Source organism: Sphingopyxis sp. LC363, assembly GCF_000756385.1.
In the GTDB taxonomy this organism is placed as follows: Bacteria; Pseudomonadota; Alphaproteobacteria; order Sphingomonadales; family Sphingomonadaceae; genus Sphingopyxis.
This window is the reverse complement of sequence record NZ_JNFC01000028.1, coordinates 1-25,479: the sequence shown is the minus strand read 5'-3', so window position 1 is coordinate 25,479 and position 25,479 is coordinate 1. Positions and strand designations below refer to the sequence as shown.

Below are 25,479 nucleotides of genomic sequence, written 5' to 3'. Positions count from 1 at the left end.
GTCCTGCAATGCGCCGGTCAGGCCGCCGCCACTTGGTGAAGTTCCTGCTCGATCGCCTGATGCGGGACGATCCCCGCCTCAAGAATCACGCGCTGGTCGAGGAATTGCGCCAGATCGAAGGCGGGCGCTTCGACCGCTTCCTGCACGGTTCCGCCGCCCGCGACGGTATCGATCAGCTGGTCGATCGCATTGCTGCCCTCGATCACCTCGGCGAGCACCGCCGTCGCCGCCGGGTCGTGCGCCGCCGCATCGGCGATGGCGGCTTCGGCGGGCAGCGCGGCGAGCGCGAGCAGCCCGTCCATCACGCCCTGACCCGGCGCCGCATGGTCCGCGACCTGGTCGAACAGCGCATCCGCGCCGCGATCGGCGTCCGCATCGCCGGCCGCATCGGTGCGCCAGTCGCCGCGATCCGTATCGATCGAAGCGGGCGCCGCGTCGTCGTGGGTGGCGGCGGGCGGCACGGGCCGAGCCTCCTCTACCCGTTCGTGTGCGGTTTCGGCCACGATGTGCGTCGCGACCGCATGGACGTTTTCGGCCGCCGCGACGCCGCTTTCATAGGCCGCTTCGATGGTGACGACATTTTCGCTCACGCTCTTGCCCGTCGCCGGGCCGTCCGGCCGCACGTCATGCGCGATGGCGATCAACGACGCGGCGACCAGCGAGCCGGCCAGCGCCTGATTGCCCGCCGTGCGTTCGATGTCGTTCGCGGCGCGCGGGGCGATGAACGAAACGTCGCCGACCGCGGCGGTGCTGCCGTCGGTGCGCGTGAAGCTCGCCTCGCCATGGACGATCACCTCGCCGTCGCCCGCGACATAGGCTTTGCCGTCGGAGGTCAGCGCGATGCTGGCGATGCCGAGGTCGGCGAGCGAGCGGAACTCGCCCGCGTCGGTGACGCCGTCGCCGTTCGCATCCTGCCACACGCCGAAGCTGGCGAATTCGGCGTCGGCGGCGCTGAGCTTGCCGTCGCCATTGCTGTCATATTGCAGGCGCAGCCCTTCGAGATCGGTCGAGCCGGCGACCGAAAAGCTGATCTCGCCGCCGTCATTGGCGATGCCGTCGCCGTTGGCGTCGCGGACGAGGATGCCGTCGCCGCGACCCGCCCACGAGGTCGCCTCGCGCACGCCGTCGCCGTCATGGTCGAAGGCGGCGCCCGCCGACGACGACACGAAATCGAGCCCGTCGCCGCCGAGATCGAGCGTCACCGGGGTGACGCGCGTGCCGATCAGCGTGTTCAAATTGGTGATCGTGACGCCCTGCAGCTCGACGAGAATGTCGTTGGCGGGGTTCGGACTGGTTCCGACCTGCTGATAGACGAAGGTCCGCGTGCCCGCGACGAAAGCGACGGTCGTCCCCGCGGGGCCGAGGTCGTTGCGTTGCAGATAGTCGACCGCCGCCGCGACGTGGGCATCGCTCGACAGGGTGAGCGCGTTCGCGAAGCTATCATTGTCGTCGAACGTCATCACGCCATCGGCGACCGAATGCGAGCGGATCGCTTGTCCGCTGATCGTCAGAACCGAGTTTGTTCCGTTCACCGCGCCATTCCCGTCGGGGACCGGGGTTCCGGGCAGGTTCAAAATATCGGCCGCGAGATTGAAATCGGTAATCACGTCGTGCCCCGTGATCGTCCCGCCATTGCCGGTGCCGCCCAGCGTCGGGCGACTGTCGCCAGCGTTGAAGAGGTAGGTGTCGCCCCCGGTCCCGCCGGTCATGACATCGCGGCCCGTGCCGCCCTGGATCAGGTCGTCGCCACCCCCGGCGTTGATCGTGTCATTGCCTTCCTGACCAAGAATGACGTCGTTCCCGCCGCCGGCATTGATCGTGTCGTTGCCGCCCGTCCGGCCGCTTTCCTGCGCCAGCGCGGTGTAGTTGGCGCGGATATAGGCGATCGTGTCCTGACGATTCCAGTCGGCGCCATTGCCGGCGGGATCGATCGATTCGGCGTTCACCCGGCCTTCGAGCGTCTGGAACACCGCCCAGCCCGATCCCGGCGACAGGTTGACGCCAAGCTGCGCCGCGAGAGCGTCGGTATAAAGCACGTCGCCGAAAATGACGTCGGCACCCTCGCCGCCGGTGATCGTATCGGCTCCCGCCGCGGCGAGGTCGGTCGAGCCGCCGAGCACCTGCAGCACCGCCGCGAGCTGTTCGGCCGACGTCGCGTTGGTCGCGCTGCCGGTTCCGCCCGAAGCATTGCCGTCCTCGACGTCGCTGAGCCGCGCCAGCAGGCTCGCGTTGACGTTGATCCCCACCGAATCGATCGAATAGCCCGTCGCGAGGATCTGCTGCGGTTCGTTCGTGCCGTCCGAGCCCAGCACCTGGTTCATCGAATTCTGGACATTGGTGGCGTCGCTGTCGTCGCCGTTGCCGCCAGTGTTCCAGACGGTCGGGTTGCCGTCGGACACGAATACGACCTTGTTGACGTCGGCGCCGGCAATGCCGTTACCGCCGTTGATCCAGCTCAGCGCATCCTGCAGCCCGTCCTCATAATTGGTGCTGCCCGAGGCGGTCATCCCGTTGACGGCCGCCTTCGCGGCCGTGACCTGCGCCGCCTGGACGACGCCGTTCACGATCAGGTCGAAGGTCCCCAGATTGTCGCCGTCGCCATCGAAATCGATCACGGTGATCCGGACGTCAAGCGCGCCCGATTGCGACAGGCTGTCGATCAGCGCGTTGACGCCGTTCTTGAGCGCCTGCATCCGCGAAATCGTACCGCCCCCGAAGGCGATCTGGGTCGTCATGCTGCCCGAGCTGTCGAGCACGAGCACGACATTCGCCTGCTGCCCCTCGGTGATCGTCACCGAGCCGGGGTCGCCGACGAGCGTGTCGTCGAAGGCGCCGCCCTGGATCGCCCCGTCGGGCAGGCCCTGCGGGTTGGCGACGACATGGTCGGTCGGCTCGCCGCCGACGTCGCCGGTGGCCGATCCGACGACGAGGAGCGGCGACGCGGTGGTGATCGCCAGCGAGCCCGGCGCGGTGTCGCCGTCGCCATCGACGATGGCCACGGGCACATTGAAATTCACCGGATTTTCGGTCTGCACGACCGCGCCGAAGTCGCCGATCTTGAAGGTGTCGCCGCCCGCGTGGTGGAATTCGATGCTGTTGTAGCCGTCGGCGGTGAAGCCCGCGACCACCGCGTTCGAAACAACCCCGGCGACGGTCGCCTCGCCGTTGCTGAAGGTGACGGTGAAGTTCTGCCCGCCGACATTATAGGTGCCGTTGGCGGTCACCGAGAGCGTCGCATTGTTATAGCTGATCGCGACCTTGGTGATCGTATCCTTGATGCCGTCCCCGATATCATTGTCGGTATCGACATCGTCGCGCGCGACCAGCCGGACGCTGCTGCTGCTGTTGATATTGGTGAACAGCGCCGACGCGCCGTTCGCGGTATAGTGCGAATCAAAGGCGTGGTTCTGGTTCGCCAGAACCCCATAGTCCTGCCCGTTGCCGGGCGAGCCGGTGAGGTCGATAACGAAATCGACGCGCACTGCCTCGGTCGGCCCGACATTATTGTTGTCGACGCCGGTTTCGGTGTTGTTCGCGTTGACGGTGCCGCCGTCGGCATTATTCTTCATCGGCGTGATCAATATGTCCTGGCTGTTGTTGTCGCCCGCCTTCACGAAACCGACCCACGCGGTGTTGCCGCCGACGAAGTCATAGCCGCCGCTGTTGAAATCGACCGTCGCGGTCGAATCGAGCTTCTGCACCATCTCGACCTGATACTGGTCGGCATGGCCCGCGGGTTGCAGGCGGATGATGAAGACGTCGTCGCCGTTCGGCTTTTCGGCGGTCAGCACGGTGCCGTTTGCCGAAATGACATAGGTCAGCGCCTGGCCGCCCGAGGTCAGATTCTGGCCCTGGAGCGCGGCGATCGTCGCGGCGGTGAAGATCACGCTTCCGGGGCCATCGCCGCCGTAATTATTGTCGACGTCGCCGTCGCTGTCGAGCGACTGATAGACCGACGAGCCGGGCGCGTTGATCAGCGCGGCGGCCAGCGGCGCGATGGCAACCGGCGAATCATCCTCGAGACCGATCGTCAGCGCACTCGCATTGGTGACCGTCGTCGTGCCGTCGTAGGCGCTGACGGGCACGACGAGCGACAGTGCATCCTCCTGCGTCGTGTCGGGGTGGTCGATCGGCCCCGACAGCGTCACGGTGTAATTGCCGCCATTGTCGATCGCGACGCTGATGATCGTTTCGGTCCCGACCTTGCCGAGCAGGAGCTGCGGGTTGGTCGTGTCCCACACGATCGGCTGGCCGCCCGAGAACAGCGCCGTCGCGGGCGCGCCGAGCGACAGCGTCAGCGGATCGCCATCGGGGTCGCCGACCGCGATCGTGCCGGTGCGGAGCGTGAGGTCGGTCGTGTCGACGGTCCCGGCGCTATCGGGAAAACCGCCCGCCAGACCTTCGTCCGACACCGCGGTCGTCGCCGATCCGATCGTCGGCAGGTCGTTCGTGCCGTTGATCGTGATCGTCAGCGTCGTCGTCGAAGTGTCGCCGTCGCCGTCGGTGATCGTGTAGGTGAAGGTCTCGGTCAGCGTCTCTCCGACACCGAGCGCCTGCACCGCCGCATTGCCGTTGTTCAGCGCATAGGTGTAGCCGCCGCCCGCGTTCAGCGTCAGCGAGCCGTAGCTGCCGCCCACCGCAGCACCGACATTGCCTGCGACCGCCGTCGCCGACGTCCCCGCCGCGACGCCGGTTACCGTAGCGCCATCGGCGCCAGCGGTGTCGGCGCTGCCCGGCGCGTTGGCGGTTCCGACGCCGGTGATGACATTGCCCGTCGCGTCGCCGGCATCCTCGGCCACCGCATCGGTGTCGGGGCGCGCGGTCGGCACGTCGTCGATGATCGCGATCGACAGGAGGCTGTCGACATTGTCGCCGTCGGTGTCGGTAAGTTCGACGGTGAAATCCTCGAACAGGCTGTTCTCGCCCTGGACGCTCGCATGCGTTTCGGCCGCGTTCAGCGTATAGCTGTAGCTGACCTCGCCGGTCGCGGCATTATAGGCCGTGATGTTCAGCATATTGCCGAGCGGCGTCGGGATCGCCGCGGGCGTGAAGACGCCGTTGTTGATCACCTGCACGCCGTGGATCGACAGATCCGCGACGCCGTCGGGCGCCGAGATATTGAAGCTGCCCGTCGTGGTCAGCGATTCCTTGGTCGTGTCCGACCCGGCGGGCAGGTCGTCCTCGTCCACCGTCGCGTCGCCGCCATCCAGCTTGGGCGTCAGATTGGTGATCGTCACCCCGTCGTCGGTGCCGGTCAGCGTCACCGTCAGCGTCGCGGGATCGCTATCGCCGTCCTTGTCGGTCAGCGTATAGGTGAAGACATCGGTCAGCGTCGCCCCGGGCGCCAGCGCATCGATGGCGGCCTGTCCGGCGGGCGTGAGCGTATAGGTCTGCGTCCCATCGCCATTGATCGTGATCGTGCCGTAGCTGCTGGTCAGGCTGGTGAAGCTGCGGCTGCCGAAGCCGTCGGCGCCGTTGTTGTCGTTGGTGTCGACATCGAAGGTGACGAAGCTCGGACCGCCTTCGGTCAGTCCCGCGCTGTCGTCCTCCGCCACCGGCGCGTCGTCCCGGAAGACGAGGTTCTGGCCGATATTCGCCGTTGCCGCCGCCGTGTCGCCGTCGCCGTCGGTGACCGTCGCGGTCAGGGTGATCAGGTTGTCGGCGACCAGACCCGTCGGCTGATCGGCCCCGCTGTCGGGCGTATGGACCACGGCGCGGATCTGGTCGAGCGTGACCGTCCCGTTCGCCGCGACGCTGAGCGTGAAGACAAGCGCGTCCGACGTCGCGGTCCGCCCCTCGACCACGCCGCCGACGACGCTGAGGACGACGGCTTCGTTGGTGGCGGTGTCGACCAGCCCCGTCGCCCCGGCGTTGATGCCGAGCGCATAGGTCGTCGCATTCGCCGCCGCGGCGCCGTCGGCGCCGAACACCGGCGTGAACACCGAAGCGAAGCTGGCCTGTGCATCGATGCCGAGCGCGGTTTCATCGACCGTCAGGACCGGCTGCGCGCCGCCTGCGGTCACCGTCGGCGCATCGTCGTCGAAGGTAATTTCGAGCGTGCCGTTCGCGGGCGACCCGTCGCTGTCGGTAACGGTGAAGGTCAGCGTCGCGGTGGCGTCATTCTCGTCGCCGCCGGCGGCGTGCAGGACATTGTCGAGCAATGTCACCTTATAGGCGCCCGCCGCGCTGTCGGTCACTTCGACGGTAAACAGGGGGCCGCGCGGACCCGTGCCGGTCAGCGTGCCGGTGCCCGCGTTCCAGGCGAGCTGGACCGATTCCTGACCGACATTGACGAACAGCCCGTCCATCGCGGCGAAATCGACCGAACCCGCGCCGTCGCCCCCGAAATCGAGGTTCAGCAGGCCGCTGAAGGTCGCCTGATCATTGTCGCCATCGCTGTTCGGATCGGGCAGGTCGCCCGCGGTGCTCGCCGGATTGCCGCCGGCGAGCGCGTCGTCGTCGACCGACGCCTGCGTCTCGCCCGCGGTCGGGACATTGGCATCGGTGATCGTGAAGCTGATCGCCGCCGTCGCGGTGTCGTTATCGCCGTCGGTGACCGTATAGGTCGCCGAGGCGCTCCCCGTCCCCGGCACCGCGGCATCGGCGGTGAAGCTGTAGCTGCCGTCGGTCTTTACCTTGATCGTGCCGTCGCCGATGTCGATGGCCTGCGAGAAACCGTCGCCGCCGAATATCAGCGTCGTGCCGTTGATCGCCGTGACGCTCGCGCCGTCGGCGCCCTCGACGAAATCGAGCGTGCCGGTGACGGTCGCGCCCTCGGCGACATTCTGGTTCGGCTCGGGCGAAGCCGCCGGCACGTCATCGATGACCCGGACGTCGAGGCTGGCATTTCCAACCGACCCGTCGCTGTCGGTGACGGTGACCGCAAAACTGTCGATCACATTGTCCTCGCCCGCCGCCGGATGGGTCAGCGTATTGTCATCGAGCACATATTCGTAAGTGAAGGTGCCGCCGATCACCGAACCGTCGCTCGCGGTGACGGGGGTAAAGCCGGTGATCGTCACCGTGCCGAACGCACTCGTCGTCGTCAGGCCGGGCGTGAAGACGCCGTTCGTCATCACCTGCGCGGTGCCGATGGTGACGTCGTCGAGACCGTCGGGCGCGGTGACGGTGAAGTCGCCCGTCTGGGTCAGCGCCGCGGCATCGGGCGACGATCCGTCGGGAAGATCGTCTTCGTTCACGACCTCCTCGCCGCCGGGGACCGCAAGGCCATTGATCGTCACGCCGTCGTTGGCGCCGTTGATCGTGATCGTCAGCGTCGTCGTCGCGGGATCGCCGTCGCTGTCGGTGATCGTGTAGGTGAAGGTCTCGGTCAGCGTCTGACCGGCGGAGAGGCCCTGCACCGCGCTGTTCGCATTATCGAGCGCATAGGAATAGCTGCCGTCGGCGTTCAGGGTCAGCGTGCCATAGGTGCTGACGAGCGGCGCGCCGACCGTGCCGCCAACGAGCGCGGTGACGGCCGCACCGTCGACGCCCTGCGTATCGGCGGCGCCATCGGTGGCGTTCGCGTCACCGCCGCCGCTGCCCGTCAACACATTGCCGTCCGCGATCAGCGCGCCGTCCTCGGTCACGCTGTCGACATCGGGGTTCGCCGCCGGAATATCGTCGATGACCTGCACGGTGACGACGCCGGTTGCGGGGTCGCCGTCGGTATCGGTCGCCTGCACGGTGACCGTTCCCAGCGCCTGCGTCTGCGCGGCATTGGCGATCGCGTGCGGCAGATTGTCGGCGAGGGTGACGGTGACGCTGGCATTCGCCGTCGCGCCGGGCGCGATGCTCGCGGGCGCGGTCAGGCTGATCGTAATCGCGGCGGGCCCGCCCAGCGTCAGCGAGCCGGTGATCGTCTGCCCGTCGGGCGCCATCGACCAGAAGATGTCGGTGCCGGCGCCGTCGAGATTGGCGACAAGGCCCGCGACGCCGGTAAAGGCGAAGCCCGAGAGCGTGTCCGACCCCGCGGTGAAGGCAAGGATGCCGCTGTCGGTCTCGTCCGGGCTTGCCGGATTGCTGCCGATGCCGTCGATCGCCGCCTCGTTCACGGTCAGCGTGACCGGCGTCGCGTTCACCGGGCCTGCGCCGTCGGCGATCGCGATCGTCAGGCTGTCCGACGTCGGATCGCCATCGCGATCGACCGCCGACAGGGTAAAGGTCGCGGACGGATTCGCGGCGTCATCCTGATCGTTCGCCGCCGCGAAGCTGAAGCTGCCGTCTGCGCCCACCGTCAGCGTGCCCGTCGGCTGCGCGATCGACACGCTGCTCCCCGGCGTCAGCGACAGCGTGGCGCTGCCGCTGCCGAAGCTGACGAACACCGACGCGACTGCGTCGGCGCCCTGATCGAGCGTCCATGTGCCGTTCACGGTCGCGCCTTCGACGACGCTCACCGGCGTGTCGGAGACGTTGAGCGTCGGCAGATCGTCGACGATCGTGACGTCGAACGCGCCCGACGACTGGGTGCCGTCGCTGTCGGTGACGGTGAAGCCGATGCCCGCGAGCAGATCGCTGTCCTCGATGCCGGGCAGCGCCTGATCGACCGCCTGCGACAATGTGACCGTATAGCCATAGGTGACTTCGGTCGCGCCTGGGCCGGCAACCGCGCTCGTCAGCGCGATGCGGATCACCTCGGCGCCGCCGACCGAGCCGACGAGATCGTCGCCGTCCTTGGCGAAGGTCACCGGAACGGCGCCGACGGTAAGCTGCGTGTCGAGCGCGCCGCTGTCGTTGAGGACAAGCGAACCGGCGAGCGCCGCCGGCACGTCGCTGCCGAAATCGACGGTGATCGTCCCGGCCGCGCTCGCGCTGCCGGTCGAGGTCACTTCGCCGGCGAGGCCATTGTCGGCATTGGCGCCCGAAAGCCCGTCCTCGTCGACCGTCACATCATCGGCATTGCGGATCTGCGGCGCCGAATCGGCGACGAGCGTGATCGTCGCAGTGGCGACGTCGGTGTCGCCGTCGCCGTCGGTGATGCGATACTGGAAGCTGACGGTGCCGCTTTCCTGCGCCGCGGGGGTATAGGTGAAGCTGCCGTCGCCATTGTTGACGAGCGTGCCTGTGCCGGTCAGCGATCCGGCCACCAGCTCGACCGCCCCCGGCTGCACGCTGTCGGCGCCCTCGACGTCGTTGGCGAGCACATCGATCGTGACCGGCGCATTTTCCAGCGTCTGCGTCGTACCGTCGTCGATCGCGTCGGGCACGTCGTCGGTGATGCGGATGTCGATCGCCGCGCTGGCGGTCGAGCCGTCGGCATCGGTGACGGTGACGCCGACGCTGTCGGTGCGGTCGTCCTGTCCGGCGGCGGGGTGGTCGGTGCGGTTGTCGGTCAGCGTATAGCTGTAGGTGAAGCTGCCGCCGATCACCGAACCGTCGGCGCCGATGACCGGCGTGAAGCCGGTGACCGAGAGCGTGCCATAGGCGGTCGCGACCGATTGCGGCGTAAAGCTGCCGTCGGCGGTGACGAGCGTCAGCGGCGCGCCGAGCGGCACGCCGTTGAAGCTGTCGAGCACGACGCTGCCCATGCCGTCGGGGGTCGATATGGTGAAGCTGTCGCCGTCGGTCACGCCGTCGGGGGTCGTATCCGACCCCGGCGCTTCGCCGGCGCGCACCGGCAGATCATCCTCGTCGACGAACAGCTCGGCGCCCTCGGCATCGAGCCCCTCGATCGTCACGCCGTCGTCGGCGCCATCGATCGTGATCGTCAGCGTCGTCGTCGCGGGATCGCCGTCGCCGTCGGTGATCGTATAGGCGAAGACTTCGGTCAGCGTCTCGCCCGCCGACAGGCCCTGCACCGGCTGCGCCGCATTGTTCAGGACATAGCTGTAGCTGCCGTCGCTGTTCAGCGTCAGCGTGCCATAAGCGCCCGCCAGCCCCGCGCCGACGCTGCCTGCCGTCCCGCCGAAGCCGACCGCGGTCACGCTCGCGCCGTCGGCGCCCTGCGTATCGAGGACGCCGTCGGTGCCGTTCGCGTCCCCGCCGCCGCTGCCGGTCAGCACATTGCCGTCGGCGGTCAGCGGCCCGTCCTCGGTCACGCTGTCGGTGTCGGGGCGCGCCGTCGGCACGTCATCGACGATATCGATCACCAGCGTGTCGGTCGCGGTGTCGCCGTCGCTGTCGGTCACCACCGCGGTGAAGCTGTCGAAGCTGTCGTCCCCCGACGTGTTGGTGGTGAGCGTATAGCTGTAGCTGTAGGCGCCGCCGCCGACCGTCACGGTCAGCACGCCGACAGGCGTCGTCACGGTGCCGCCGGCGGTCACATCGACGCCGTTGATCACGAGCGATGCGACGCTGTCGTTGCCCGTGGTCAGCGTGAAGCTGCCCGTCGCCGTCTCGCTGTTCGAGGCGAAGCTTGAGCCGTTCGGCAGCCCCGCCTCGTCGACGTTGTTGTCGGCGCCCAGATCGATCGTCGGGATCGAATCCTTCGCGAGCGTCACCGTCACCGTCGCGGTCGACGTATCGCCGTCGCCGTCGGTGATCGTGTAGGTGAAGCTGTCCTCGCCCTCCTGCCCCGCCGTCGGGGTATAGGTGAAGGTGCCGTCGCCATTGTAGACGACCGTCCCTTTCGCCGGCGCGGTCGCGAGCGCGACGCCCGTCGCGGGATCGACGCCGTCGGCGCCGCGAACGTCGTTCGCCAGCACGTCGATGACGACCGGCGTGTCTTCGGCCGCGCCGGCGCCGTCGTCGGCCGCGTCGGGGACATCGTCGATGATGCGCACGTCGAGGCTGGCGTTCGCGCTCGATCCGTCGCTGTCGGTGACGGTGACGGCAAAGCTGTCGGTGACGTCGTCCTCGCCGGCGTTCGCGTGGGTCAGCGTGTTGTCGGCAAGGACATATTCATAAGTGAAACTGCCGCCGATCACCGAGCCGTCGGCGCCGGTGACGGGCGTGAATCCGGTGATGTTGATGGTCCCAAGCGGACTGGTCGCGGTGCCGGGGGTGAAGACGCCGTTGGTCACGACCTGCACCCCGCCGACGCTCACATTCCCGAGCCCGTCGGGGGTCGAGACGCTGAAGCTGCCGTCCTGCGTCAGCGCGGCGGCGTCGGGTGACGACCCGTCCGCAAGATCATCCTCGTCGACGGTGAGCTCGGCGCCCTCGGCGTCGAGGCCGTCCACCGTCACGCCGTCGTCGGTGCCGTTGATCGTGATAGTCAGCGTCGTCGTCGAGGTGTCGCCGTCGCCGTCGGTGATCGTGTAGGTGAAGGTCTCGGTCAGCACCTCGCCCGCCGAAAGCCCCTGCACCGGCTGCGATGCGTTATCGAGCACATAGCTGTAGCTGCCGTCGCCGTTCAGCGTCAGCACCCCATAGGCGCCGGCGAGCGGTTCGCCGACGCTGCCGCCCGCCAGCCCGGTCACGACCGCGCCGTCGGCGCCTTGAGTGTCGACGACGCCGTCGGTCGCATTGGCGTCGCCGCCACCCAAGCCCGTCAAAACATTGCCGTCGGCGGTCGCCGGACCGTCTTCGGTCACGCTGTCGCTGTCGGCGCGCGCGGCCGGCGCGTCGTCGACGATCGATATGTCGAGCGTATCCGACGCCGCGTCGCCGTCGGCATCGGTGATGACGAGGTCGAAGCTGACCGTCGTGCCGTCGCCGTCGAGCGTGTTGTCGATAAGATTATAGACATAGGTGACCGACCCTTCGCCGGTCGCGGGATCGAAATTGTAGCCGGTGACGACGAGCGTTCCGGTCGCGTCGCTCGCAATCGTCTGCGGCAGCGATCCCGGCGTCACGGCCATGCCGCGGATCGACACGCTGCCGACGCCGTCGACCGCAGTGAAGGTGATGGTGCCGCTGGTCGAAGCGCCACCACCTTCACCGCCCCCGAAGGCCGAACCCGGGGTCTCGCCGTCGCGGCCCGGCAGGTCGGCTTCGTATACGATGGTCCCGTCATCACCTTCGCCCGGGACGAAGGTGATGACGGTCGGCGCATCGGCGATACGGATGGTCAGGGTCGCCGTCGATGTATCGCCGTCGCCGTCGGTAATCTGATAGGAGAAAACATCGTCGACGCCGCCGGGCGTGCCGGGATCGCGGACGTAGGTATAACTGCCGTCGGCAGCGATCGTCAGCGCGCCATATTGGCCCTGAACCGTCCCCGGCGCCGCGAAGCCGCCCTCGCCGTCGGCGCCGCGGATGCCCGTCAGCACCGCATCGTCGGCGCCCGGCGTGTCGGCGCCCGCTGCGCCGCTGCTCGTCCCCGCGCCGGTCAGCACATTGCCCGTCTCGGGCGCGAAGCTGCCCGCCGCGACCGCGTCGCTATCGGCGCGCGCGGTCGGGACGTCGTCGACGACGTCGATCGTCAGCGTCGCGGTCGCGGTGTCGCCGTCGCGGTCGGTGACGACGACGGTGAAGATATCGGTCGGGTCGGCATTCGCATCGCTGTTGTCGGCGAGCGTATAGCTGTATCCGACATTGCCCGGCGCCAGGCTGGTGATCGTCAGCTGGCCGAGCGGGGTCGCGATGACCTGGCCGACCGCGGTAATCGCGGTGCCGTTGATCGTGATCGCGCCCACGCCGTCGGCGGCGTCATAGACGATCGATCCGGTGGTGGTTTCGCTGTTCGCCTCGCTGTCGCTACCCGCGGGTTCCTCGCCGCGCGCCGGAAGCCCCGCCTCGTCGACGCTCGCCGTGGCGGCCACGGCCCCGGCGGGCTGGTCGGGCGTGACGATGACCACTTCGGGCTCGTCGTCGGGAAGGTCGGGGATCAGCTCGCGGTCTTCGGGCTGCGGAAAGGCGAGTTCGGTGTAGGGCAGGAGGTCGCCGAGCGCATAGGCGTCCTGGATCGGGCCTTCGGGGTCGGCGAAATTGCCGCCCGAGCTGCGCGTGCCGGCCTCGGGATTGAGCTCGCCCAGATTGTCGAGCAGCTGCGCGACCGTGCTCGCGGGCACGGTGTCGCCATCGATGACGATCGACGGAATATCCACCGCGCCGTTCGGAATGATCAGCACCTGCCCGTTCGGCAGCGTGACGATCAGGTCGGCGCCCGACACGCTGATGTCGTCGATCGACGCGCCGGCGGGCAGGACGACGCGCCCGCTCGCGTCGGGAAGGAGGATCGCCTGGATCGCCAGCGGCAGCGCCGATGCGGCCGCGGTGACCTGTGCGGCAGCGGCCAGGAATTGGCTATCCGCTACGGCCTGGTTCGACCGGTCCGCCGATGCGCCCTCCCCGCCTCCGCCTTGAGGCCCCGTGATTCCGTTGCGGGCCGGATTGTCGAAAGAATCCATGGCTATTTTCCTCGCACGCACTTCACCCCGCCGCGAATGCAGCAAAGCAAAATCCACCAATGTCAGTGCGACCCACTGTCCGAGCGACTCGGACCTTCCCCACCCATCAGGAGAGCATGGATTCTCGAGACTCCGCAAGCGCGTTAACAATTTTTTAGAAAACACGGTCTCGGACTTAATCTTGCTGCTCTGGAGCGGGATTGATCCGCATAAGAACGTTACTATTCAATAAGATAGTATGACATTTCAAAGCGGCAACCTGTCCGCCCTCCACCCGATTCCGTCCCGATTCGGTCCACAGGATGCAACGGTTCATCGCATAACTCCCCGCCGATGGGGGCAGAATCCGTTTAATTGTTAAGTGCGCGCGCACGGTGCCGACGACATCGCTGCCGGGTATTTTTACGCATCCGGTGCGGCGCCCGGCGACGGCAAGGCAATATTAAACTTGCCGCGCGATGGCTGGTCGTCAAAGGAGACGCCGGTGAGATCGTTGCTGGCCCATATCGCGGAACCCGTCGAGGCGACCGACCGCCGACGAATGCCGCGGCGCACCTTGCGGCTCGACGTCGCGGCGCGCTCGGCGACGAGCGAAGCCGCGGTCGTCATTCGGAACCTGTCGCGAACGGGCCTTTTGATCGAGACCGACGCCCCCTTCGCGCTCGGCGAAACCTTTCTGCTGGTCCTGCCCGAACTGGGCGCCGCGCCGGCGCGCGTCGTGCGCGAGAACGGCCGGCTCTTCGGGTGCGAGTTTCTGGCGCCGGTCCCGGCGAGCGCGATCAGCGCCGCGCTGCTAAAGACGCCGCACGGCGACGGCGCGGCCGATGATGGCGATGCGAGCGCGGCTGGCGATTCCGGCGAGCTTTATTCGCGGCGTCCGTCGAGCGCCTTTCTATTCACGGCGCTGACCGCGCTGTTCACCGCGGTGATCCTGATCTTCATCGTCGCGCTCGCCTCGCTGACCTTCGCCTGACCCTGCGCGCGCGTCCTACATGGAATGCGCGGCCGATGAAGAGATGGAGACGAAGGGAACGGCCGCAAGCAAACGACCCGCCCGAAGGAGGCCGTCGTCTCGCTGCGATTGTCGGAAAATTCTGGAGCGGGCGAAGGGATTCGAACCCTCGACCCCAACCTTGGCAAGAAATTACTGCAAATACCCCAGAGCTTCTTTTTCTACGCCAAGGTACGAAAATCCAAGCATTTGTTGACTTCGGCCTACGATAATTTATCCTAGCCCTACCCTGCGAAGCGGTGATTTTCTATTACGTCCTCATTACTTTTCGAATCGGCCACCCTCGCGTAATATGATGGAGGAACTTGTGGCGCTTGCGAAGCTCAATAAGCGGACGGTCGATGCGCTGGCTGCACCAGCGACAGGCCAGGCATTTCTTTGGGATACCGAGATCAAAGGTTTCGGTGTCCGTGTCGGCGCAACCGGGACGAAAACCTTCGTCATCCAGTATATGAATGAGGAAGGCCGGGTTCGGCGAGTGAAGATCGGGCGCTTCGGCGTGATGACGGTCGAGCAAGCCCGCGAGCTCGCGAAGATTCAGTTGGGCAAGGTCGCCTCTGGCGAAGATCCCGCAGAGGAGTCGCGCCGGGTCCGGAAGGATCTCAATGTCGCCGAGATGTGCGAATGGTATCTCGTCGAAGCGCGAGCCGGCCGCATTCTTGGACGGAAGAACCGCCCGATCAAGGACACCTCGCTCAACATGGATGAGAGCCGCATCCTGACGCATATCATCCCGCTGATGGGCAAACGCCTCGTGCGGAAGCTGACGATCGCCGACGTCGAGGCAATGCAAAATGACATTGCAACCGGTCAGACCCGAAAGCCTCCTTCGGGCGGGCGCGGCGGCCGCCCGACGGGCGGTGCCGGCGTTGCCGGGAGGAGCCTCGGCACCCTCCAGGCCATCCTAGGCCATGCAAAGCACAAGGGACTGATTGCGGAACATCCTACGAAGGGCGCGAAGAAGCTCGCGACCAAGAAAAGGACCCGGCGTCTCAGCATCGCCGAGATCGAGCTGCTGGGTCGGGCGATCGGCCGGGCCGAACTGGGTTCCGAGAACCCCGTTGCGCTCGCAATTGTCAGGACGCTCCTTCTGACCGGCTATCGGCGCGAAGAGGCGCAGGCGCTGCAGCGGCAGTGGGTTAACCCCATGGGCGGCTACGTCGCGTTCCCCGACACGAAGAGCGATGCACAATTTCGGGCGATCGGACCCGAGGCGATCAAGATCGTCGTCGCTCAACCCGAAATAGCCGGCTGCCCCTACGTCTTTCCCGCGTCGAATGGCGAAGGCCCGTTTACCGCCGTCAGCGACTGCTTGGCCCGACTATGCCGCTCGGCCGGCATTGAGGGCGTAACGCCGCATACGCTGCGCCACACCTTCGGCAGCATGGCGGGCGAACTCGGCTTCTCCGAGCTCACGATCCGCGCGATGCTAGGCCACGCGTCGCAAAGTGTGACGCAGGACTATGTTCATATCGATGAAGCCGTGAAGCTGGCGGTCAGCCGCACTTCGGACGAGATCGCAAAACATCTTGAGACTGGCGTGCGGAAGGCGGCAAAGATGAAGTTCGCCGCCTGATCAAGGCGGCGAACCGTCGCGCGCCTCCATTTGCTCGAGAAGCTGCACTCCGATGATTTCCAAATCGGACTTGCCGATATCGGCAACTCTCCGGATCGAGAGGTCATGCTTTAGTATGGCAAGGTCCATCATCAGATCGGGCTCGCCATTCTCCTTCACGTAAGTGGGAACCAGAATGAACGAGCCACCCGCGGGATAGTTATCGAGAAAGAACCTCAGATTCGTGTCGGCGGCAGGTTCGAGCAGCTTGAGGCGGCTCGGCATGCTCACCAGCGTACCAGCGAAATCCCCTGGCTCAGTTCCCGCCATCAATAGCACCGCATAGTGGGACGGGGGCCGACCAGGTAGTTCGCGCAAGATCGCGATGTGGATAGCCCCTTTGGCATCTCGTGCGCCGAACCGTTCGCGCCAACGCTCGAAAATTTGGCGTCCCGCCTCGCGATCCTCAAAGTGCAATCCGACGATCGGGAGATCATGCTGCAGACCGAGCATCACGCCGATCCAGCGGGCCTGCTCCCATTGCGGAATGTCCAAGATCGAGCGCACTTCGACGCTGCGGTGATCGCCAGTCGCGTATCGCTCGCTGATTGTTTCTTCTTCGGGATCAGCCTCTGGCACCCTTACAATTACCGGCCGGTCGGCCTTCGGCGGAAACCGCTCGAGCGATAGCTCGTTCCAATCCGTCAGTCGCGACGCTGGACTGTTCATCGCCCGGATGCGGCTGTTCGAACTCGCGACTGCGGCGCTGACGCGCTCAAGGAGTGATTCTTCCCGAAAAAGCTTCTCCAGAGATATTTTTTGCCGGTCGGCGAGTGAGGTCGCGACGAGCATCAGCGTTGAGAGAAGCAGGAATTGGCTATGGGTTCCGCTCTCACCGAGATGATCGGCGGGTGTCGATCCGGCAGGCCAATGAAGTTTGGCGCGCATGTTATTGCCATCGAAATCAACGTTCGGTGCTGTGGCAACATCGCTTTCCACGAGATCGATATCAAAGCGCTCGACGAATGCTCCGATCCGCAGGCCGATAACCGTAGCAAACAGCGTGTCGATAACCGCCAGCAGGGTTTGGCCGGCGAGCAGCGCTGTGTCGCTGCCCGATAGATGCACCGCGACGCGCATGCCGATAACGCGGGTCTCGATGCTGTGCGGTCGCGGGCTGCCGGTAACCAGCGGCCGACCACCGAGGTCGCCCGCTGGCTGGTTGGCCGCGCGCGCGAACATGCCTTCAAGTCCCCCTTCCGGCTCCTCCTCGGGCTGACGTTCACCCAGGCGCTCCGCATAGCCCAAGGCGTAGAGAAGCGCGCCGCAGGACATAGGCAAACCAAGGCGTTCCAGAACCGTCGGGAGGCCCGCCATCGCCTCGAAGTCATCGGCCGAGCTGTTGAGAAACTGGCAAGTGAGGACGCCATCAAATTCCTTCAACCTCTCGTCGACGCGAACCTTCGAAGCGTCGTCGAGCGGCAGCAACTTTCGGCAACCATTCACCATCCGGATCGCGTCGAGCGCCTCGGGCAGCAGCCGCAACTCGATGTCTATCCAGATGAGGAGCATCAACGCGGGAACGAGGGTGACCGATGGATGGCTATCGTGCTCCGAATCTGCAATTATCGATGCGACAGCAAACAGCGCCGCGGCACGCGCAGCCCAGAGCGTACCGGTGCCCCGATAGGCGACCGCGAGCATGTAGCTCGCTTCGATGAGCTCTTCCGCATATTCGCGCTTGGTGAGTTGATGCGTGGCCCGTCCGAGCAGACGAATTATCTCAAGACGGTCCGCATTTGTGTCGAGCCGCCGCGCCCTTCGCAGCAAAATACGTCCACTCTCGCCTTCGCCGACCCGCTTGCCCATGAAGTCTGCGAGCTTGTCGACCAGTTCACCATAGGCCGGATCGTTCCCGGCAAGCGGCCCCACCTCCTCGATCAGCTGCGCGAGCCGCTCGGCATCATATTCAGCGAGCCCCGACGCCGCTTCGAGGATAGCTTCGGCTTCCTGCCAAAAGGGGGAGATTTCGTCGCGTCGATCGAACGCAAGGGAGGTGATCTCGAGCATTAGGGAGGTCGTGCGCGCTTCGAGCGCATTGTTGGGACGGTCCTTCTGACCCGCAAAAAATTCGAGGCGAGCGACCAACGCGGACCGGCGTTCCGAGAGGCGAACCTGTTCGGCTGAACGATAGCCCTGTGCGACCGCCGTAATCAGGCATTGCAGAAGGTTTGCAAGGCGTTCCGCGTGTCGCGCCGCGGGCGAGCCAAACGCGAGTTCAGCGAACGCGTCAAACTCGCGGTCCAGGAGGTCAAACTCGTCGAACCAGTAGAAGGCCGTCCAAAGCCGCTGATAGCGTGCTTCGATCTGCTGGCTGAGCAGACCATGTTGATCGGCGATGCGGATCGCCCGATCAAATCGCCCATGGGTCTCGAAAGGCGGCCGCTCCAACTCCTTCGAAAGCGTCGCAGCGAGCAGGGCGTCGGTCACGCGCTGCGCCTCGATGCCGGCATAAGCGGCAGGGTCCTGGATTGCCTTCTCCAGATCTTCGAGTTGCTGCGACCGCGCGTAGTCGGCTGGCCCGACACGCGCCTTCTCGTTTCGCTTACCGACTCCGAGATAGTCGACAGCGATATCCTGATTTCCGTGCGTCAGAACCCGGTCGATGATCCAGCTTCGGTCGAATATCTCGACGCGAAAGCCGAATTTCTCTGACAGCTCATCCTGAATCTTGGCGACATCTTTGGAGCGGCCATAACGCGAGGTGACGACGAACACCTTCGTATAGGGACGCCCAGTCGCCGCGATCCCCTCGATGTCCGATCGCGCCTTCTGCTGCCACTGCTTCTTCGCGCTGAAAGCAAACGCCCAGCGCTCGCTTCCAGAGTTGGCCTCGCCGACATAGTGAAGTGTCGTAATCTCGTCGGAGACCGCAAAGGTCTCACTGTCGGCCTTGCTGTCACCGCCGCCCTCCGGGCCCGTCGCAGGCTTCAGATTCTTGCAGACGATCCGCTCGCAAAGCTTCCGACAGAAAATCTCGAAATCATGGGTCTCGTTGCGCGCCGTGACATACTCGAGGCGCTGCTCCAGCTCATAGGCTTCGAGGATGAAGGCAGGCTCGGACCCGCTATCGGAAAACTCGTCGGGTCTCAGCTGGCGCATGAATTCCGAGGGAAGGATGGCGCGTGTTGCCGCAAGCTGATCGGCCGAATCGTCGGGCTGGTCCATAGAACAAGTCTAGAACATCGCGATTTCACACGCGAGCGGGAATTCCTTCCGGCCTGCTCCGCTACACTTTCGGGAGAAGCGCCAGAGCGACTCTCAAATCCGCATCGGTCTCACAAGCTTCGATCGGGCGACGACCGGCAAGCTTCGGGTGCGCACTGTTGAGAAAAAGGTGCGCGCGGTCGGGATCGCGGAAGGCCTTGTTGGAGGCGGTCGTGAGCCGCTTGCGAAATTCCTCCGCCGCTTCCGCCGCCAAAACCCGGCGCTTCCTCACGTCCTCGGCGCGCTCGATATGGCTGAAGGCTCGCCAATAGAGATCGTCGCTGCCACACGCCCACTCGGTGATCGGCACTCCATCGACCACCGTCGATGCGAGCCAGGTCTCGGCCTCGTCCTTGAGCGCGTTTTTCGCGGCAATGGCGAAGTTCCGCCGCCGGCTTTCCTTTGCGTCTTCGATCCGCTTGCGCTCGGCGGCTTCCTTCGCCTCGCGCTTCTGTCGGATACCGTCGCGCCACTCCTGAAAGGGCAATCCGCAAAGATCGTCGACGATGGGAAGGTCGCGATAGCTGCGCGACATGTCGAAGATCGCCCGGACCCGCTTGTCCAGCGCGTGAAAATCATCGCCGCCTTCCGCCGCCACCTTCCAAGGATTTCGGCCGTCGACATTATATCGCCGCATCCAGCGCCGGCTGAAACCATCGGGATCGGGATGGCCGGCATCCTTGGCGATGCAGGCAACGGTGCGCTCAAGGTCGTAGCGATTGTGAACGCGGGCATGAAGATCGGGGTCGACATAGAAGCGCTGCTCGTCACGCTCCCACACCACAGCCTGCCGATCGGTGAAGAGATTGAAGAGATATTCGGTCACGGCTTGGCTGGGCGACCCGAAACTCTCCCGCGAGTAGCCGGCCGCTGCCAGCGCGTTCGGTTTGTAATTGCTGAGGTCGGTGCGCAGCATCCATGTCGGCAGCACGCTCTCGAGATTGGCCTCGTTCGGCCACTCGCCATGGATATGGATGTCCGATCCCGCCGAGTATTTGATGCTCGGCGTGTAGATCAGGGCATGCACGAGCGCCGCCTGCCAAAGCTGCGGCCTTACCGTGAACCAATGGCCCATCCGGCTCTTGGCCCCGAACAGATAGTCCAGTTCGGCATATTGCAGGTCGGCCATGATCTCCGCGACCCATTCGGTATCGACGGGAGGCTTCTGCGGTCGCTCCCGGATATGCCATCGGAGCGCCTCGCCCTTGCGCGTCGCTTCCGCCGTGACCCGCTCGGACAGGCGCTGCGCGGAACGCTCGCGATCCGGATGATGGATCCAGTGCCGCGGTGCGTCGTGCAAAATCTGCTGGTCGAGTTCGGCGCCATCAAGCTGGCGCCAACGCACTCCGTAAAGATCGATCTCGATCATCGGGCAGCCTGCGCGCGCGACCTTCTGCTGCTTCTCCTCATCGACCGCGTGCGACACCTTGAATTCCACCGCGCGGCGATCGGACCCGATCCACACCATGGCATCGGGCTGAAAATCGCCCTCCGATGTCTCTAGCCTCACCTCGTCGAGCGCGAATTGCCCGCCTTCGAAAACGACCTCCTCCAATCGCTCCTCGCGGAGGACAAGGCTTGGCAGGGTGACCCACCGGACAGCAGCCAGCAGCAGCTTGGCGTAGAGATGCAGGGCCGTCTCGCCTGAGCATCGGCTGTCGGACTGGTGCGCGAAATGCTTCCGCATCTTCTTCGGGAGCCGAAGGGTCAGTCGTTCCTTGCATCCAAGGCAGGTAAAGGGGCCGTCGCGGTGCGATACGATCTGTTCGACGTGCCGAACCACGCCATCGCCGCATGCAGCGAATGGCACCCGCAAGCCCGAGGGATCGGGCTTCGTTGTGCAAGGCCGCGGAGGTTGGGTCGGCCGCTCAGGAGCAAAATGCTCGTCCACAGGGCGATCATAATCGACCCTGTGTGCGCATACAAAATACTCTTTACCGCCTAACGCCGCGCCTTCGCAAAACCGCGATCGGTCGCGACGAACCGTTCCAGCATCGGCGGTATGAGCCGTTCGATCGACAACGGCTCCGACAGGCCATTTTCCTTCGCATGTGCCGCGGCATAGTCAGCGAGATCGCGCGCAAGCTTGCCCGTGAGTTCGACAGTAGCCTTGACCGGCTTCTCCTCGACGATCGGCCCAAGTCGCAGCCGACTCATCTCCAATCCGCCTGCGGCTCGAGAATAAGGTCGCGGGTGACGACTACGCGGAGCGCGAAACCCGGCCGGATGGTGAGCGTCGGACGCACCGCCAGTTCGCGCTCGACGATGCGGCGCCCGGCCTGGCTCGTGCTGTCCTGCATCCCGTAGCGGAGCGCCCGGGCGAGTTCGTCGTCGCCGCCGACGCTGAGCTCGCTCCCGACCCCGAGCAGGGTCGAGACGAGCGCGGCGCGGACCATCCGGCCCCAATGATTGTTCACCCGATCCTCCAGCCCCGACATGCCTGCGGCGTCGGCGCCGGGCTGCCGTTCGAGGCGGATCGATCGTCCGCCGGGCAAGATGAGGCGATCCCATGCGAGGAGCACCCGGCTCTGTCCCGCCGCGATCTCGCTGTCATATTCGCCGATCAACCGCGACCCTTGCGGGATGAGCAGGATACGCCCGGTCGGACTGTCATAGATATTCTGCGTCACCTGCGCGCTGATCTGGCCCGGAAGGTCCGAGCGTATGCCCGTGATGAGCGCTGCCGGAATGACAGTCCCGGCCTGGACGATCAGCGCGGAGCTCGGGGCGATCAGCCGCTCGCCACTTTCGAGGGGCCGTTTCGAACCCGATGCCAGAAACTGACGCCGCCCCTCATTGGCCGTGCGAGGCTCCGCCGCCTGTTCGGGCGCGGCCGCCTCGGCGGGCACAATATCTGTTGCTGCGGAACTTGCGGTTCCGCCCCCCAGAAAGAGCCGGCTCGTCTGGGCGCTCTCGCGCTCCTGCAGTGCCCGCTGCCGCGCCTGTTCGGCGGCCGCCACGCGCGGATCGGGAGGATTGCGCCCTTCCGCGCCGATCGGCGGGACGGGGATGGCTTCGCCGCTCCCCTGCGCCGCAACGATCGGCCGGCCAAGGTCGCCGGGGAGCGGCGGACCGAGCTTCGGCACGGCGCCATAATCGGCGGGTGCTCCGGGGACCGCGTCGGGCCGCGCATTGTTGCTCGCTTCATAGAGCTCCCGACGCTCGGCCGGGGCCGGCGTTCGCAGCGCCCACATGAGCGATGCCGCAATCGCAAGACCGCCGGCCCCGCCGATAACCGCCAGCGTTTTCCGTGACAGACGCATGACCCGCGGAGTCTCACCCGCCAAGCGGAACGCATCGGGGCTCGCAGGGGCGATCGGCGCAACCTCGGCCTCGGCGGGCACAGCTTCCGTGCCCGGCTGTTCGGGCGCCGTCACGACCGGCCTCGCGCGCGCGGCGTTTCGCGTTCGATCCGCACGGCCTTGGCGCCGCGCCCGCTCCCCAGCCGGAGTTCAGCGCGATCGAAAAGGCGGTCGACGATCATGTAACGGCCGTCGACCCGGTAGTTGAGCAGCTCCGCCGCGCCTTTCTCGCCGACCGCGAACAGCGGGGGCATGTCCGCGGTTGCGATCGCAGCACCGAACTCGACGAAGAGCTGGCGCCCATCGTCGAAAACGCGCACCGGCCGCCAGGGGACCTTCGCGCCGGAGATGCGATACGCAAAACTCAACGCCGCGAAATCGATCCCGCCTGCAACCGGAGCGAGCCGCGCCTGTTCGGTCTCGGCGGAGCGAAGCGCGATCAGCTCGTCCTGCGGATAGGACCAGGAGACCGCCGCCATATAGGTGGCGGGGGTCGCGCGCAGCTCGATGTGATAGGTCCGACGGCTGGTGTTGATGACCAGATTCGTCATGATGTCGGGGCGCGTGGGCTTCACCAAAATATGGACGCGGCGCGACGCGCCCGTCCCGCTCACCGTATCGCCGATCACCCAGCGCACGGTGTCGCCGGCCGCGACAGGCCCCGGACCGACAAGCTCCTCGCCTTCCTGCAATGCGATGTCGGTGACCTGTCCGGGGGCGGTGTAGACTTGGAACAGCGCGCCATCGGCCCAGGCATATTTCTGGATGGCGTTGAGGAAGGTCGCGCGCTCGGGCTGGACGCGCGCCGCGTCGTTCGCGCGGCCGACCTGCGTGCGCGGATCGGCGGGTGCCGCCTGCGCCGGCAGCGCGAGCGCGGCAGCGCCGAGAAGAAGGGTAAGGCGGATCATTGGCTGAGCTCCTTCGACCAAGAAATAGCGGTGACAAAAACGCCGAGCGGGTTCCGGCGCAGGGCGTCGGGAGTGCGGGGCGGCTGGATCGAGGTGGTCAGGATCGCCGACCAGCGCGACGTCTCGACCAGGCTGCCATCCTGATAGCGGCGCTCGGTCCAGGCGATGCGAAAGCTGTCGCGCGATGCGCGGATGACGCTCGATACATCGACGGCGACCTGCATCTTGCCGACTTCGGCAAAGGGATCGTTCGCGCGGGCGTGATCGCTCAGCGCCTGCGCGCCCTTGGGCGTGGTGAAGTCATAGGCGCTGAGCCAGTCCTTTCGGAGCACCACCGGATCGGCCGGGATCGAGCGGACATGCTCGATGAAGCGCGCGAGATGGAATGCGATCTGCGGGTCGGTCGGCGAAAAGTCGGCATCGGCGGGCGCCACCGATCTTGCCTCGCCGAGCTTGTCGACCTCGACGACCCAAGGGGTGATCGTGCCGCGGAGCGACTGCCACACGAGCGCCGAGGCGAGTCCGCCCGAAAGCGCGAGACAGCCGAAGAAGGCGAGGCGCCAGCTTTTCGCCTGGGTGCGGGCCGAGCCGATGCGGTCGTCCCAGACCTGCGCCGCGCGCTGGTAGGGCGTAACCGGGACCGGGGACTTGCCATAATGTTGGGACGGGCGTCGAAACATGGGTTCAATCCTTCTGGCTGATGTCGGGAGCGGAGCCGGCGCCATGGCTGTCGCCGGCCTTGAGGGTCTGCGAGGCGATGGTGGCGCCCGAGGTGACGGCCTGACGTCGCTTCATGGCGGCCGCCCAGGTCGGGGGCGACGCCGCGCCGTCGCTCGCGGTGGCAGCGCCGGCCACGGACTTGCCCGCCTGCCCCGCGGCATAGCTTTGACGCAGGCGGTCAGCCGCGGCGCGGAGCGGCGAACCCGCGCCGCGCGCCGTGTCACGCGCCACATTGGCGAGCCCCGCACCGAACGCCCGCATCCCGCTCTTCCCGGCCGCGCCCCGGGCATAGGATGCCGAAGCGCTGCCGGACGCGCGCGAGGCGCCGAGCGCGGTGCGACCGACGGCGCTGCTCGCCGCGCCCGCCGCCAGCGTCGCGCCGGCGGCCCCGGCGGCGATCGTGGCGCCGGCCGCGAGGGTCGTGCCTGCGGCGGCGCCTGCGCCGAGCTGCGGGCCGCCCGCCACGATGCCGTTGGCGACGCTCGGACCGAAGATGCCGAGACCGAGCAGGGTCAAGGCGCCGAGGGCGATCGCCATCACCTCGCGGATGTCGGGTTCGGTCCCGAGCCCCGCGTCCATGAAGCGCTGGAAGAGGGTCGTGCCGATGCCGGTGATGACCGCGAGCACGAGCAGCTTGATGCCCGAGGAGATGATATGGCCGAGGACGCGCTCGGCCATGAAGGCGGTACGTCCGAAGAAGGCGAAGGGCAGCAGGACGAAGCCCGCGAGCGTCACCAATTTAAACTCCAGGATCGTGACGAAGACCTGCACCGCGAGAATGAAGAAGGCGATCACGACGATCACCCAGGCGATCAGCAGGATCAGGATCTGGACGAAGTTGGTGAAGAGCCCCACCGGGCCGACAAGATCGGCGGTCGCGTCGAGCAAGGGCTCGGCGGCATCGAGGCCGGTGGACGCGATCATGCCGGGGCGCATGAAATCGCCGATCGCCATCGCGCTTCCTGCCGCTTTCAGGCCCAGCCCGGCGAAGCTCTCGAGCAATATCGTGGCCAGCGCCTGGAAATTGCCGATGATGAAGGCGAAGACGCCGATATAGAGCGTCTTCTTCACCAGCCGCTGCAGCACATCCTCGTCGGTGCCCCATGCCCAGAAGAGCGCCGCGATCGTTATGTCGATCACGATCAGCGTCGAGGACAGGAAGCCGACCTCGCCGCCGAGCAGACCGAACCCGCTGTCGATATAGGTCGAGAAGACCGACAGGAAATTATCGATGACGCCGGTGTCGTTCATGGCTTGCTCTTTTCGGTCCGGAAGAAATGGCGCCGCTTCGCTTCCCAGGCCGCCTCGCATTCGGGATCGGCTTCGGTGGCGGTTCGGCAGCGACGAAGCGTGTCGCCATAATCGGGGGGTGCGTCCGCCCCGGAGATCGCGGGGGCGGACGCACGGGGCGCGGGCGGATCGAGCGCGGCGACAAGGGCAAGGGTCAGCGCAAGACCCAGGACGATTGCCCCCATCACCAGCC

Annotated in this window: 11 protein-coding genes; 2 read left to right on the top strand and 9 right to left on the bottom strand. The window is 66.2% G+C overall.

Features of this window, described 5'->3' with window-relative positions; genetic code table 11:
* Window positions 1–17: 17 nt before the first annotated feature.
* Window positions 18–13,232 carry a VCBS domain-containing protein gene (locus FG95_RS11745; protein ID WP_037556051.1) on the bottom strand — a complete coding sequence of 4,405 codons (13,215 nt, stop codon included), beginning with the start codon at window positions 13,230–13,232 and terminating at the stop codon, window positions 18–20.
* A 484-nt stretch (window positions 13,233–13,716) separates the two neighbouring features.
* Here FG95_RS11745 and FG95_RS19895 point away from each other — a divergent pair, with 484 nt between their 5' ends.
* Window positions 13,717–14,205 carry a PilZ domain-containing protein gene (locus FG95_RS19895; RefSeq protein ID WP_152567633.1) on the top strand — a complete coding sequence of 163 codons (489 nt, stop codon included), beginning with the start codon at window positions 13,717–13,719 and terminating at the stop codon, window positions 14,203–14,205.
* A gap of 346 nt (window positions 14,206–14,551) precedes the next feature.
* Entirely contained in the window at window positions 14,552–15,820 is a 1,269-nt protein-coding gene (locus FG95_RS11735; protein WP_120218387.1) for a site-specific integrase, read from the top strand.
* Here the strand turns inward: FG95_RS11735 and FG95_RS11730 are convergent, their stop codons facing one another.
* The 8 genes from FG95_RS11730 to trbK-alt form a co-directional block, all read right to left on the bottom strand.
* The gene (locus FG95_RS11730) at window positions 15,821–19,027 is read right to left on the bottom strand and encodes a hypothetical protein (protein ID WP_052182311.1); all 3,207 of its coding nucleotides are present in this window, start codon (window positions 19,025–19,027) and stop codon (window positions 15,821–15,823) included.
* 61 nt (window positions 19,028–19,088) lie between these two features.
* Window positions 19,089–20,957 (bottom strand): competence protein CoiA family protein, encoded by a 1,869-nt coding sequence (locus tag FG95_RS11725; RefSeq protein ID WP_136173118.1) that lies wholly within the window; start codon window positions 20,955–20,957, stop codon window positions 19,089–19,091.
* 50 nt (window positions 20,958–21,007) lie between these two features.
* Window positions 21,008–21,223, bottom strand: coding sequence for a DUF2274 domain-containing protein (locus FG95_RS11720; RefSeq protein ID WP_037556048.1), 216 nt, complete (start codon window positions 21,221–21,223; stop codon window positions 21,008–21,010).
* A complete protein-coding gene (locus FG95_RS11715; RefSeq protein ID WP_052182310.1) occupies window positions 21,220–22,443 on the bottom strand; it encodes a TrbI/VirB10 family protein in 1,224 nt (407 codons plus the stop codon). Before FG95_RS11715 ends, FG95_RS11720 begins: the two co-directional genes overlap by 4 nt.
* Window positions 22,440–23,276 carry a P-type conjugative transfer protein TrbG gene (gene trbG, locus FG95_RS11710; RefSeq protein WP_081933119.1) on the bottom strand — a complete coding sequence of 279 codons (837 nt, stop codon included), beginning with the start codon at window positions 23,274–23,276 and terminating at the stop codon, window positions 22,440–22,442. Before trbG ends, FG95_RS11715 begins: the two co-directional genes overlap by 4 nt.
* Window positions 23,273–23,956, bottom strand: a complete 684-nt coding sequence (gene trbF / locus FG95_RS11705; protein ID WP_037556047.1) for a conjugal transfer protein TrbF — start codon at window positions 23,954–23,956, stop codon at window positions 23,273–23,275. The genes trbG and trbF overlap by 4 nt, the downstream gene beginning before the upstream one ends.
* Before the next feature lie 4 nt (window positions 23,957–23,960).
* Window positions 23,961–25,247, bottom strand: a complete 1,287-nt coding sequence (gene trbL / locus FG95_RS11700) for a P-type conjugative transfer protein TrbL (RefSeq protein WP_037556046.1) — start codon at window positions 25,245–25,247, stop codon at window positions 23,961–23,963.
* A partial coding sequence (gene trbK-alt, locus FG95_RS11695; RefSeq protein ID WP_081933118.1) for a putative entry exclusion protein TrbK-alt occupies window positions 25,244–25,479 on the bottom strand: 236 nt, incomplete at its 5' end. The genes trbK-alt and trbL, both read right to left, overlap by 4 nt.

Bases quoted from the DNA above. Each gene is read 5' to 3' on its own strand.
- FG95_RS11745 (WP_037556051.1), bottom strand. From the start codon at position 13,232: ATGGATTCTTTCGACAATCCGGCCCGCAACGGAATCACGGGGCCTCAA.
- FG95_RS11730 (WP_052182311.1), bottom strand. From the start codon at position 19,027: ATGGACCAGCCCGACGATTCGGCCGATCAGCTTGCGGCAACACGCGCC.
- FG95_RS11720 (WP_037556048.1), bottom strand. From the start codon at position 21,223: ATGAGTCGGCTGCGACTTGGGCCGATCGTCGAGGAGAAGCCGGTCAAG.
- trbG (WP_081933119.1), bottom strand. From the start codon at position 23,276: ATGATCCGCCTTACCCTTCTTCTCGGCGCTGCCGCGCTCGCGCTGCCG.
- trbF (WP_037556047.1), bottom strand. From the start codon at position 23,956: ATGTTTCGACGCCCGTCCCAACATTATGGCAAGTCCCCGGTCCCGGTT.
- trbL (WP_037556046.1), bottom strand. From the start codon at position 25,247: ATGAACGACACCGGCGTCATCGATAATTTCCTGTCGGTCTTCTCGACC.